A 13,215-nucleotide genomic window follows, 5' to 3' on the forward strand; every position below is an offset into this window, starting at 1 on the left:
GAGGGAACGAGGGTCGCAGGGTGATCGACGCGTACGAGGATCCGGGCACGCCCGACACACGCGGCGGCTGGTCCTATCTGTGGTGGCTGGTGCGCCGCCAGCCGGGCCGGTCGCTCGCCGGGGCGCTCCTGGGCAGCTCCTGGCTGACACTGATGGCCGGGACGCCGTACATGATGGCGCGGGCCGTGGACGACGGCCTGGTGCCGGGCCATATGGCGGTGCTGGCCGGATGGACGGCGGCGATCTTCGTCCTGGGGGCGTTCAACGCATGGCTCAGCATCATGCGTCACCGCACCATGACCCGGGTGCGGATGGACGCCTACTTCCGCACCATCAAGGCGGTCGTGGGGCACTCGGTACGCCTCGGCGCCGGACTGCCGCGCCGGGCCGGGGCCGGAGAGGTCGTCACGATCGGCGTCAGTGACGTGCACACCATCGCCCAGGCGCTGACCGTCGTCGGCCCCGGGGTGGGCGCGGTGGTCGTGTACGCGGTGGTGGCCGGACTCCTCCTGACCGTCTCGCCGCTGCTGACCGCCGTGGTGCTGCTCGGCGTCCCGGTGGTGGCCCTGGTGGCGGGCCCGCTGGCCCGGCGGCTGCAGGGCAGGGAGACCGAGTACCGGGAGGGCCAGGGCGTGCTCACGGCCCGCATCGGCGACCTCGCGGGCGGCCTCCGTGTCCTGAACGGCCTCGGCGGCAAAGGCCTGTTCGCGGACTCCTTCCGCGAGGACTCCCAGCACCTGCGCGCCCAGGGCTACCGGGTGGGCGCGGTCGCCAGCTGGGTCCAGGCCCTGGGCGTGGGCCTGCCCACGGTGTTCCTGGCGGTGGTGACCTGGATCGCGGCCCGGATGGCGGCCCGCGGGGACATCACGGTGGGCCAGCTGGTCTCGGTGTACGGCTATGTCGCGGTCCTGGTCAGCCCGGTGGCGTTCCTGCTGGACATGGGCTACCAGCTCAGCCGGGGCGTGGTGGCCGCCCGCAGGGTGGTACGCCTGCTGCGCCTGGAGCCGGAGCCGGACACCGGCACCGAACAGGCGCCGAACGAGCCCTCGGTGCTGCACGATCCGGAGTCCGGCGTGCGGGTGCGCCCGGGCCGGCTGGCGGCGCTGGTGGGCGCCGGCCCGGCGGAGACGACGGCGGTGATCGACCGCCTGGGCCGCTACACACGCTCGGACGCCACATGGGGAGGCGTACGACTGGACGCGGTACCGCTCCCCGAAGTACGCACCCGCATCCTCGTCGCCGACAACGATGCGGACCTCTTCGCAGGCTCCCTGACCGATGTCATCACCGGAGGCGCCGACGCGCCCGGAAGGGGCGCGGGGAACTGCGCGACAAGCCCCCACTCACCCGCACCAGCCGCTCAGCCATCCGCCGCACCCCCTGACGCGCGCATCACCGCAGCCCTCCACGCAGCCGCGGCAACGGACATCGTCCAGGCCCTCCCCGCCGGCCTCGACTCCCCCGTCGACGCCCAGGCCCGCAACCTCTCCGGAGGCCAACGCCAACGCATCCGGCTCGTAAGGGCATTACTCGCCGACCCCGAGATCCTCCTCGCCGTGGAACCCACCTCCGCCCTCGACGCCCACACCGAGTCCCTCGTCGCGGAGCGCCTCCGCGACGCCCGCGACGGCCGCACCACCCTCGTCACCACCACCTCTCCCCTGCTGCTGGCCCGCGTGGACGAGGTGATCTACCTGGTCGACGGCAAGGTCGCGGCGACGGGTACGCACGAGGAACTGCTGGAGTACGCACCCGGCTACCGCGCTCTCGTGGCCCGGGACACCGAGGAGGAGGTCGTAAGGTGACGACGAGTCAACTCCCGGTCGCCGGGCGGGCCGACGTACGGCGGGCCACCCTCCGCCTGGTGAAGGCCGACCGCAGGGCCTTCACCGCCGCCCTGCTCCTGAACGCGCTCGCCGCCGCGACCGGTCTTGTCGGCCCCTGGCTGGTCGGCCGGATCGTGGACGCGGTACGGGCCGGCCGCGGGGTCGGGTCGGTGGACCGTCTCGCCCTGTGGATCCTGCTCTGCTCACTCGCCCAGTTGCTGTTCGCGCGGGCCGCCCGCTACGTCGGCCACCGCTTCGGCGAGCGGACGCTGGCCCGGGTCCGCGAGGAGTTCGTGGAGCGGGCGCTGGCGCTGCCCGCGTCGGTGGTGGAGCGGGCCGGCACCGGCGACCTGACCGCGCGCGGCACCGCCGATGTGAGCACCGTCGGCACCACGCTCCGGGACGCCGGGCCCGAGATGCTGGTCTGCGCGGTGCAGGCGCTGTTCGTGATGGGCGCGGTGTTCGCGCTGAATCCGCTGCTCGGTGTGTTCGGGGTGCTGGGGCTGACCCCGATCTGGTGCGCGCTGCGCTGGTATCTGCGCCGGGCGAGGGACGGCTACCTCACGGAGGGCGCGACCACCTCCGGGGTCGCGGAGATCGTCACGGCGACGGTGACCGGGGCCCGTACCGTGGAGGCGTTGCGGCTGCAGGAGCAGCGGATCGCGGCGAGCCGGGACGCGCTGGAGGCCAACCGGAAGGCCCGGTTCTACACGCTGTATCTGCGGACCGTGTTCTTCCCGGCGGTCGAGGTGTCGTATTCCATTCCGGTCGCGGGGGTGCTGCTGCTCGGCGGGATGCTGCATGTGGGCATCGGGGTGGTGGTGTCGGCGGCGCTGTATCTGAGGCAGTTCTCGGAGCCGCTGGACCAGATCCTGATGCGGGTGGAGCAGCTCCAGTCCAGCAGTGCCTCGTTCGCCCGGGTGGAGGGGCTGGCACAGGCACCGCGGGCGGCTGCCGACCGGGCGGCACCGGCTCCGGCGGACGACCGGATCGATGTGCGCGGGGTGCGGTACGCGTACGAGCGCGGTGGCGAGGTGCTGCGCGGGGTGGACCTGACGGTGCGGCCCGGGGAGCGGCTCGCGGTGGTAGGGCCGTCCGGCGCCGGGAAGACGACGCTGAGCCGGCTGCTCGCGGGCGTCGAGGCGCCCGGGGCCGGCACGGTGACCGTGGGCGGGGTGCCGATCGCCGGCCTGGAGCCGGAGCGGCTGCGCCGTCAGGTCGTCCTCGTCACCCAGGAGCACCATGTCTTCCTGGGTACAGTCCGGGACAACCTCCTGATCGCCGAACCGGCCGCGCCGGACGAGGACCTGTGGGCGGCGCTGACGGCCGTCGGCGCCGACGCATGGGTGCGCGGCCTCCCCGAGGGCCTCGACACCCGCCTCGGCAGCGGCGGTTGCGCCACGGACGGCTCCCAGGCCCAGCAACTCGCCCTGGCGCGGGTGGTGCTGGCGGATCCGCACACCCTGATCCTGGACGAGGCGACCGCGCTGCTGGACCCGACGACCGCCCGGCACACCGAGCGCGCCCTGGCCGCCGTACTGGAGGGCCGTACGGTCATCGCCATCGCCCACCGTCTGCACACCGCGCACGACGCCGACCGGGTGGCCGTGATGGAGAACGGCCTCCTCACCGAACTCGGCACGCACGAGGACCTGGTGGCGGCGGGCGGGGCGTACGCGGCGCTGTGGTCGACCTGGCACGGCGACAAGGCCCCCTGAACCCCGGCCTCTCCGCGATGCGGCCCCAGCCCCTCCCCAACGCTCCGCATATCGAACATGAACATCCGGACAACGAACGATTTCCGGCCAAGTTCCTGACGCGGTCCTGACAGACGACGTTTTCTGCTGCCACTCTTCCCACGGTCGACTCACAGCAACCCCACAGAATCACCCCACCGCTGCCGAGTCCGGCACTGCACGCGCACGTGGTTCCGCGTTCCGCCTGTTCTGCCCGGACCGCCCACCCGCGGCCCGGATCTCCCCTGGCCGTGTGACCCGCGGCCATGCAGAAGGAGTCAGTGTTGAGTAGCACTTCCTCTCGCAGACGCACCCCCCACCGCACCGCAGTAGTGGCCCTCGCGGGCGTCACCGCCCTGATCGCCGCCGCCGTCCAGTCCGGCGCCGCCAGCGCCACCCCCGCCAAGCCGCAGACCGGCAAGGTGAACAGCGCCCACCGGGCCGTCAGCCTCTCGGCCTCGCAGCGCGCCGAACTGCTCCGCGACGCGAGCACCGAACGGGCCGCCACCGCCAGGGCGATAGGCCTCGGCGCCCAGGAGAAGCTGGTCGTCAAGGACATCGTCAAGGACGCCGACGGCACGCTGCACACCCGCTACGAGCGCACCTACGCGGGCCTGCCCGTCCTCGGCGGCGACCTGATCGTCGACACCGCCAAGTCGGGCGCCACCGAGCGTGTCATCAAGGCGAACAACGCCACGCTGAAGGTCCCCTCGCTCACGCCCCGGGTCACCGCGGGCAAGGCCGAGAAGACGGCGCTGTCGGCCGCCAGGGCGCTGGGTTCCACCAAGTCGGCCGCCGACGGCGCCCGCAAGGTGATCTGGGCCGGCTCCGGCACCCCCGTCCTCGCCTACGAGACGATCGTCGGCGGTTTCCAGGACGACGGCACGCCCAACCAGCTGCACGTCGTCACCGACGCGGCCACCGGCAAGAGGCTCTTCGAGTACCAGGGCATCGACACCGCGACCGGTACCGGCAACACCCAGTACAGCGGCTCGGTCTCGCTGACCACGACCCAGTCGGGCTCGACGTACAACCTGACCGACGGCGACCGCGGCGGCCACAAGACGTACAACCTGAACCACGGCACCTCGGGCACCGGCACGCTGTTCTCGCAGTCGAGCAACACCTGGGGCAACAGCACCACGTCGAACGCCGCCACCGCGGGCGCCGACGCGCACTACGGGGCCGCCGAGACCTGGGACTTCTACAAGAACACCTTCGGCCGCAGCGGCATCAAGAACAACGGTGTCGGCGCCTACTCCCGCGTCCACTACGGCAACTCGTACGTGAACGCGTTCTGGGACGACAGCTGCTTCTGCATGACCTACGGCGACGGTTCCGGCAACGCGGACCCGCTGACCGCGCTCGACGTGGCGGGCCACGAGATGAGCCACGGCGTCACCTCGAACACGGCCGGCCTCAACTACAGCGGTGAGTCCGGCGGGTTGAACGAGGCGACCTCCGACATCATGGGCACCGGCGTGGAGTTCTACGCCAACAACTCCACCGACGTCGGCGACTACCTCATCGGCGAGAAGATCAACATCAACGGCGACGGCACGCCGCTGCGCTACATGGACAAGCCCAGCAAGGACGGCAGCTCCGCCGACTACTGGTCCTCGTCCGTCGGCGGCCTCGACGTGCACTACTCGTCCGGCGTGGCGAACCACTTCTTCTACCTGCTGAGCGAGGGCAGCGGCGCCAAGGTCATCAACGGCGTCAGCTACAACTCGCCCACGAAGGACGGCCTTCCGGTCACCGGCATCGGCCGGGACAAGGCGCTGCAGATCTGGTACCGCGCCCTCACCACCAAGTTCACCTCGACCACCAACTACGCGAGTGCCCGCACCGGCACCCTCGCGGCGGCGGGCGAGCTGTACGGCACCACGAGCACCGAGTACAAGACCGTGCAGGACGCCTGGGCGGCCGTCGCGGTCGGCTCGCGTTCAGGCGGTGGTGGCGGCGGTACGGGCACGTCGTTCGAGAACACCACTCCGGTGTCGATTCCGGACAACGGGCCGGCCGTCACCTCGTCGATCACGGTCTCCGGCCGCACCGGCAACGCGCCGAGCAACTTGCAGGTAACGCCGAATATCAGCCACACCTGGCGTGGCGACCTGGTGATCGATCTCGTCGGTCCGTCCGGGACGTCGTACCGGCTGAAGAACTTCAGCTCGTCCGACTCGGCGGACGACGTGACGGACACCTACACGGTGAACGCCTCGTCGGAATCGGCCAATGGGACCTGGACATTGAAGGTTCAGGACCAGGCCGCACAGGACGTCGGCACGATCAACAGCTGGAAGCTGACGTTCCCGTAAACCGCAGGGCAGCGGCATGAACGGCGGGCGCCGTCCGGGGGTCCGACTCCCCCGGACGGCGCCCGTTTTACATGGCCGCAACGTTCACCCAACACCTGCTTTTCGGCCAACATCACTTCAGGGTCCTGACATGTACGCGACCTTGATGTCACTCTTCCTTCACCCGCCGCACAGCACAGCAACTTCACATCACCACAGCCGGGCAGGTAACCCCACTCCGCCCGGACTCCCCACACCATGAAGGAGCTTGAGTGAGCCCCCTCTACGCGCGTCACAAGCGCACCACTCTCGCCATTGCCACCGCTGTCGCCGCCGGCGCCCTGCTCACCACGGGTCTGACCTCCAACGCCTCCGCTGCCGACAAGCAGCCGCTGGCCGCAGCCCCCGCCGCGCTCTCCAACTCCGCCCACATCGCCCTGATCCACAAGGCACAGGCGGACGTAGCCGAGACCGCGCAGCAGATAGGCCTCGGCGCCAAGGAGAAGCTGATCGTCAAGGACGTCGTCAAGGACGCCGACGGCACGGTCCACACGCGCTACGAGCGCACCTACGCGGGCCTGCCGGTGCTCGGCGGCGACATCGTTGTGCACACCTCCAAGGCCGGCAAGACCGAGGGCATCACCAAGGCGACCAAGGCGACCATCAAGGTGGCCTCGCTCAAGCCGCAGCTCACCGCCGCCAAGGCTGAGAAGACGGCGCTCACCGCCGCCCGGACCCTGGGCTCCACCAAGTCGGCCGCCGACGGCGCCCGCAAGGTGATCTGGGCCGGCTCCGGCAAGCCCGTCCTCGCCTACGAGACCATCGTCGGCGGCTTCCAGGACGACGGCACCCCGAACCAGCTGCACGTCATCACCGACGCGGCCACCGGCAAGAAGCTCTTCGAGTACCAGGGCATCGAGAACGCGACCGGCACCGGCAAGACGCTGTACTCCGGCACGGTCAGCCTCACCACCTCGCTGTCGGGTTCGACGTACTCCCTGACCGACGCCTCCCGCGGCGGCCACAAGACGTACAACCTGAAGCACGGCACCAGCTCCGGCACCGGCACCCTGTTCACCAACACCACCAACACGTGGGGCACCGGTACCGCTTCCAGCTCCTCCACCGACGTGACCGCGGCGGCCGACGCCGCCTACGGCGCGCAGGAGACCTGGGACTTCTACAAGAACACCTTCGGCCGCAGCGGCATCAAGAACGACGGTGTCGGCGCCTACTCCCGCGTCCACTACGGCAGCTCGTACGTGAACGCGTTCTGGGACGACAGCTGCTTCTGCATGACCTACGGCGACGGTGACAGCAACACCCACCCGCTCACCTCGCTGGACGTGGCCGGCCACGAGATGAGCCACGGCGTCACCGCCAACACCGCGGGCCTCGACTACAGCGGCGAGTCCGGCGGCCTGAACGAGGCGACCTCCGACATCTTCGGCACGGGCGTCGAGTTCTACGCCAACAACTCCTCCGACCCGGGTGACTACCTGATCGGCGAGAAGATCAACATCAACGGCGACGGCACCCCGCTGCGCTACATGGACAAGCCCAGCAAGGACGGCGGCTCCGCCGACTACTGGTCCTCGTCCGTCGGCAACCTCGACGTGCACTACTCCTCGGGCGTGGCCAACCACTTCTTCTACCTGCTGTCCGAGGGCAGCGGCGCGAAGACGATCAACGGGGTCAGCTACAACTCCCCGACGAAGAACGGCTCGACCGTCACCGGCATCGGCCGGGACAAGGCGCTGCAGATCTGGTACAAGGCGCTGACCGAGTACTTCACCTCCAGCACCAACTACTCGGGCGCCCGCGCCGGCACCCTCTCGGCGGCTGCCGCGCTGTACGGCTCCAGCAGCACCGAGTACGCGACGGTGAAGGCGGCCTGGACCGCGGTCAACGTCACCTCGTGACGCGCTAGCACAGTGTGCGGGCGGGCCCCCGGGAGCGCGACCTCCCGGGGGCCCGCCCTACCCTTGTCTCCCATGTCCTTCACGTACGACGCGGTGGGCGCGACCCGCGAGAACCTCGCCGCCTGCCCGCCGGGCTTCCACCCCCTGCATGTGCGCACGCGCATAGGCGAGGGCCGGGAGGTCTTCCGCCGGGCCGCCGAGGCGGTCCTCACCTGGGAACTGCACCGCGCCCTGGGCGTGGGCATCGACGCCGGCGCCGACCGCGCGGCCCCCGACGTCGATGTCACGGTCACCCTGGCCGGCCTCGTCAAGGCCCCCTGCCGCATCGTCTGGGCCGTCGAGGAACCCCGCCGCGCGGGCTGGGCCTACGGCACTCTCACCGGCCACCCCGAATCCGGCGAGGAGGCCTTCGTGGTCGACCGCACGGGCGACGGCACGGTATGGCTGACGGTCGCGGCGTTCAGCAGGCCCGCCAAGTGGTACGCCCGAGCGGCCGGCCCGGCCACCCGCGGCCTCCAGCACGCGTACGCCCGCCGCTGCGGAGCGGTACTGCGACGCCTGTGCGCGGACGCGGACCCGGAGTTCTGACGGTCCGCGCTCACTCCGGCTCCATGCTGTGGGTTTCCCGCCGGCAGGGCGACGTCACCATGGCCAGCCGCCGAGGCCGCCAGAGGTCGTCCCGTTCGTTCAGGCTGAGCTCACCGTTCCTGCGCAGCAGCCAGATGTCCTCGTACTGGAAGTGGAGGACGGCGTCGCCGTCGACCTTCTCCAGCAGGGGAGCGACCAGACGGATCATGTCGTCCTGTTGGTCCGAGACATCGACGCCCTTGGCCATACGGAAGCCGACGCCGACCGTAGGCGTGAAGCCGAGGCCCTCGACGACGGGGTGCCACGGGTGCGGTGTCGACTGCGGGAGGACCGTGACGCTGGTTCCCAGCCTGCTGAACGCGAACACCCCCCGCTCCGTCAACCGTTCGACAGTGACCGACGCGTCGAACACGCCGTTCCCCCTGCCGGTCTCAGCGAGCCGGGCGGCCACCTCGACCGCGGATGCCGACGTCGCGATGTCGAGGTCGTAGTCGATTGCCATGTGGTCCGACGCCTATCACGAAGTCAGGGGTGAGCAGGCCGCGTGCCGGGGACAGGCAAAGGAACCTGCCCTCGGCACGTCGGATCGTATGCGGTCAGCGCATCAGTACCCCGGCCCCCTCCGCCGCTCCCGCCGAAGGGGCTGTCACCAGGCCCAGCTCGGCGCCTGAGGCGAGGAGTCGGTGGGAGGGGAGGATGCGGACCGTGTAGCCGTAGGGGCCGGTACGGTCCAGGGAGAGGGGGCCCTCGTAGGTCCAGTGGCCCTCCAGGTCGGGGCCTCCGGTCGGCTTCAGCGGGACCGTCGCCGCGTCCGTGATGCGGTCCTCCGGGTCGACGCGGCCGGAGACGGCCTGGACCTCCACGTCGTCGGGGCCGAGGTCGCCCAGGCGGACGCGGACGCGCAGGGCGAGGGTGCTGCCCAGTTCGGCGGTGGCCGTCGCGGCCGTGGTCGCCACGTGGTCGACGGTCACGCCGTGCCAGGCCGCCCGCACCCTGCTCTTCCAGGCGGACAGTTCACGGGCCGCGTCGGAGGTCATCACCCGGTGGGCGTGGGCCGCGGGGGTGTAGAGGCGCTCCACGTACTCCCGGACCATACGGCCCGCCAGCACCTTGGGACCGAGGAGGGTGAGGGTCTGGCGGACCATCTCGATCCAGCGGTCGGGCAGGCCGGTCCGGCCGCGCTCGTAGAAGCGGGGGGTGACGCGTTGTTCGAGGAGGTCGTAGAGGGCGGCCGCCTCGATGTCGTCGCGGCGGTCGGGGTCGGTGCCGGCGCCGTCCGCCGTGGGGATCGCCCAGCCGAAGTCCGGCTGGAACCATTCGTCCCACCAGCCGTCCAGGACCGAGAGGTTGAGGCCGCCGTTCAGCGCCGCCTTCATCCCGCTCGTCCCGCACGCCTCCAGCGGGCGAAGGGGGTTGTTCAGCCAGATGTCGCAACCCGGCAGCAGCTTCTGGGCCATCGCCATGCCGTAGTCGGGCAGGAAGACGATGCGCCGGCGTACCCGCGGGTCGTCGGTGAACCGGACCAGTTCCTGCACCAGCCGCTTGCCGCCGTCGTCCGCCGGATGCGCCTTTCCGGCCACCACGATCTGGATCGGGCGCTCGGGGTGGAGGAGCAGGTCCATCAGCCGGTCGCGGTCGCGCAGCATCAGCGTGAGGCGCTTGTACGAGGGGACCCGGCGGGCGAACCCGATGGTGAGGACGTCCGGGTCGAGGGCCTGGTCGATCCAGCCCAACTCGGCCGTCCCCGCGCCCCGTTGCCGCCAGGATGCGCGCAGCCGCTCCCGCACCTCCAGCACCAGCTGCTCGCGCAGATCGCGGCGCAGATCCCAGATCTCCTGGTCGGCGACGTCGGCGACCGCGTCCCAGCGCTCGGCCCCGCCGACGGTCAGCGCGTCCTCGGTACGGCGGTCGCCCAGCTGCCGGGCGCCCAGCCGCACCACCTCCGGGGCCACCCAGGTCGGGGCGTGCACCCCGTTCGTCACGGAGGTGATCGGCACCTCGTCGGGGTCGAATCCCGGCCACAGCCCGGCGAACATCTCCCGGCTGACGTTGCCGTGCAGCAGCGAGACCCCGTTGGCGCGCTGGGCGAGCCGCAGCCCCATCACGGCCATGTTGAAGAGGTTGGGCTCGCCGCCGGGGTAGGTCTCCATGCCGAGCCGCAGGATGTGTTCGACGTCGATGCCGGGGAGTTCGGCGTCGGCACCGAAGTGGCGGGCGACCAGCTCGCGGTCGAAGCGGTCGATGCCGGCCGGGACGGGGGTGTGGGTGGTGAAGACGGTGCCCGCCCGGACCGCTTCCAGGGCCGCGTCGAAGTCCAGCCCGGTGGCGGCGAGTTCGGCGATCCGCTCCAGGCCGAGGAAGCCGGCGTGCCCCTCGTTGGTGTGGAAGACCTCCGGCTCGGGGTGGCCGGTGAGACGGCAGTACGTCCGTACGGCGCGCACCCCTCCTATCCCCAGCAGCATCTCCTGGAGCAGCCGGTGTTCGCTGCCGCCGCCGTAGAGCCGGTCGGTGACCCCGCGTTCGCCGAGGTCGTTCTCCTCCACGTCGGAGTCCAGCATCAGCAGGGGCACCCGGCCCACCTGGGCCAGCCAGATCCGGGCGCGCAGCAGCCGGCCGCCGGGCAGCGCGAGGGAGACGTGCGCCGGGGTGCCGTCGGCCTCCTTCAGCAGCGCCACGGGGAGTTCGTTGGGGTCGAGGACGGGATAGTGCTCCTGCTGCCAGCCGTCCCGGGACAGGGTCTGCCGGAAGTAGCCGTGCCGGTACAGCAGGCCGACCCCGATCAGCGGGACGCCGAGGTCGCTGGCCGACTTGAGATGGTCGCCGGCCAGGATGCCGAGACCGCCGGAGTACTGGGGCAGGGCGGCCGTGATGCCGAACTCGGGCGAGAAGTAGGCGACGGCGGCCGGGAGTCCGGCGGACTCGGGCCGCAACTGGTACCAGCGGTCGCCGGTCACATAGTCGCCGAGGTCGTCGGCGACCGCGGTCAGACGGCGCAGGAAACGACGGTCGCCGGCCAGTTCGGCGAGCCGTGCCGGGGGCACGCTGCCGAGCAGCCGCACCGGGTCGCCCTCGCAGGCGGCCCAGCGCTCGGGGTCGACGGCCTGGAAGAGGTCACGTGTCTCGGTGTGCCAGGACCAGCGCAGGTTGCGGGCCAGGTCGCTGAGCGGGCGCAGGGGTTCGGGGAGAACGGGACGGACGGTGAACCGACGGATCGCCTTCACATTCCACCTCGGGCGTTTCGCGTTCGCGTGGGAGCCGTACGGCGGTGTGCGGCTCACGTCTGTCACGACGGTACCGGTGTCGGGGGTGCCTACGGGGGCTGCCGCCCCGGACGGACCGGTTGACGTCACGCCTCCTTGTGGGACCCGGCCGCGCACGAGACGCTGCCCTTCTGAGCTGAGGAGGGGGACTCACAGCCATGTCACGGACGCGTACCCGGCGTCTGCGTCTGGCAGGGGGCTTGACCGCGGTCGTCACGGCCGCGGTGCTGTCGTCGGCCACCCTGCCCGCGCACGCCGTACCAGAGGGGCCCGTACTCGGTGCCGGCCGGCCCGGCTCGGTCGGCGGAAGTTATCTGGTGACGCTCAAGGAAGGCATCAAGGGGCCGTCGGCGGCCGGGAAGGGGATCATCACCCGCTATGGGGCGAAAATCAGCCATACTTACGACAGTGTGCTTAACGGCTACGCCGTCAGAGCAAGCGCTGCACAGGCCAGACGCCTTGCCGCCGACTCCCGGGTCGACTCCGTCGTCCAAGACAGCCGCGTCCGCCTGGAACGCACCCAGAAGAACCCGCCGTCCTGGGGCCTGGACCGCGTCGACCAGGCGGCTCTGCCGCTCGACAAGGCCTACACCTGGCCGCAGTCGGCGGGCGCGGGCGTCACCGTCTACGTGATCGACACCGGCGTCCGCATCAGCCACCGCGACTTCGGCGGCCGGGCGAGCTACGGCTGGAACTTCGTCGACGGCGACCGGAACGCGGACGACGGCAACGGCCACGGCACCCATGTCGCCGGCATCATCGCGGGCACGAAGTACGGCGTCGCCAAACGGGCCAGGATCGTCTCCGTACGGGTCCTGGACAACTCCGGGGCGGGGACCACCACCCAGGTCATCGCCGGTATCGACTGGGTCACCGCGCACGCGCGCGGACCGGCGGTCGCCAACCTCAGCCTGGGCGGCTACCACAGCGTCCAACTCGACACCGCCGTACGGAACTCGATCAGGTCCGGGGTGACCTACACGGTCGCGGCCGGCAACGACGACCGACCCGCCGCCGGCTACTCACCGGCGGACGTACCGCAGGCCCTCACCGTCGGCGCCACGGACCGCACCGACACCCGCGCGGCCTTCTCCGACTTCGGTTCCGCGGTCGACCTGTTCGCCCCGGGCGTGGCGATCACCTCGGACTGGAACGCGAGCGACACCGCCAAGGCGACCTGTTCGGGTACATCGATGGCGGCACCGCACGTGGCGGGCGCCGCCGCGCTCTATCTCGCCGGCCACCCGAAGGCCGGCCCGGCCCAGGTCGCCAAGGCGCTGATTGCGGGCGCGGCGAGCGGGAAGGTGTCCGATGCGGGGCCCGGCTCGCCCGACAGACTCCTGCGGGTGCCAGAGTCGTAAAGCGGTTTCTGGTATGCGATCACGCCACCGGCCCCGTTCGCGCGGAACGGGGCCGGTCTTGTGCGTAGACATACGGCTGAGTAGTTAACAAAGTGCCGGATTGCCCACCCGAATAGGGTGGGAAGGCTCCTCCGGTACACCCCACGGACACACCACAGATGCATCCTTGGACCCATCCGCAGGATCACCCGCAGGAATCCCCCGCAGGACACCTCCCCACCA

The 13,215-nt window shown here is 71.0% G+C and carries 8 protein-coding genes; 6 read left to right on the top strand and 2 right to left on the bottom strand.

Annotated elements, in window-relative coordinates; genetic code table 11:
* Positions 1–20: 20 nt before the first annotated feature.
* The 5 genes from EDD90_RS18195 (at position 21) to EDD90_RS18215 (ending at position 8,372) form a co-directional block, all read left to right on the top strand.
* On the top strand, positions 21–1,805 hold the full coding sequence (locus tag EDD90_RS18195) for an ABC transporter ATP-binding protein (protein WP_123974031.1): 1,785 nt from the start codon (positions 21–23) through the stop codon (positions 1,803–1,805).
* A complete protein-coding gene (locus EDD90_RS18200) occupies positions 1,802–3,544 on the top strand; it encodes an ABC transporter ATP-binding protein (protein ID WP_123974032.1) in 1,743 nt (580 codons plus the stop codon). The genes EDD90_RS18195 and EDD90_RS18200 overlap by 4 nt, the downstream gene beginning before the upstream one ends.
* Before the next feature lie 284 nt (positions 3,545–3,828).
* On the top strand, positions 3,829–5,883 hold the full coding sequence (locus EDD90_RS18205) for a M4 family metallopeptidase (protein ID WP_123974033.1): 2,055 nt from the start codon (positions 3,829–3,831) through the stop codon (positions 5,881–5,883).
* A gap of 251 nt (positions 5,884–6,134) precedes the next feature.
* Positions 6,135–7,784, top strand: a complete 1,650-nt coding sequence (locus EDD90_RS18210) for a M4 family metallopeptidase (RefSeq protein ID WP_123974034.1) — start codon at positions 6,135–6,137, stop codon at positions 7,782–7,784.
* A gap of 72 nt (positions 7,785–7,856) precedes the next feature.
* The gene (locus EDD90_RS18215; RefSeq protein WP_123974035.1) at positions 7,857–8,372 is read left to right on the top strand and encodes a DUF1990 family protein; all 516 of its coding nucleotides are present in this window, start codon (positions 7,857–7,859) and stop codon (positions 8,370–8,372) included.
* 10 nt (positions 8,373–8,382) lie between these two features.
* Here the strand turns inward: EDD90_RS18215 and EDD90_RS18220 are convergent, their stop codons facing one another.
* A complete protein-coding gene (locus tag EDD90_RS18220; RefSeq protein WP_123974036.1) occupies positions 8,383–8,874 on the bottom strand; it encodes a SitI3 family protein in 492 nt (163 codons plus the stop codon).
* 94 nt (positions 8,875–8,968) lie between these two features.
* Positions 8,969–11,593 carry a glycosyltransferase family 1 protein gene (locus EDD90_RS18225; RefSeq protein ID WP_123974037.1) on the bottom strand — a complete coding sequence of 875 codons (2,625 nt, stop codon included), beginning with the start codon at positions 11,591–11,593 and terminating at the stop codon, positions 8,969–8,971.
* A 197-nt stretch (positions 11,594–11,790) separates the two neighbouring features.
* On the opposite strand from EDD90_RS18225, the gene EDD90_RS18230 reads away from it, so the two are divergent.
* Positions 11,791–12,993, top strand: a complete 1,203-nt coding sequence (locus EDD90_RS18230) for a S8 family peptidase (RefSeq protein ID WP_123974038.1) — start codon at positions 11,791–11,793, stop codon at positions 12,991–12,993.
* The last annotated feature ends 222 nt before the right edge of the window (positions 12,994–13,215 follow it).

It is taken from the genome of Streptomyces sp. Ag109_O5-1 (assembly GCF_003814875.1).
GTDB classification, from domain to species: Bacteria; Actinomycetota; Actinomycetes; order Streptomycetales; family Streptomycetaceae; genus Streptomyces; species Streptomyces sasae.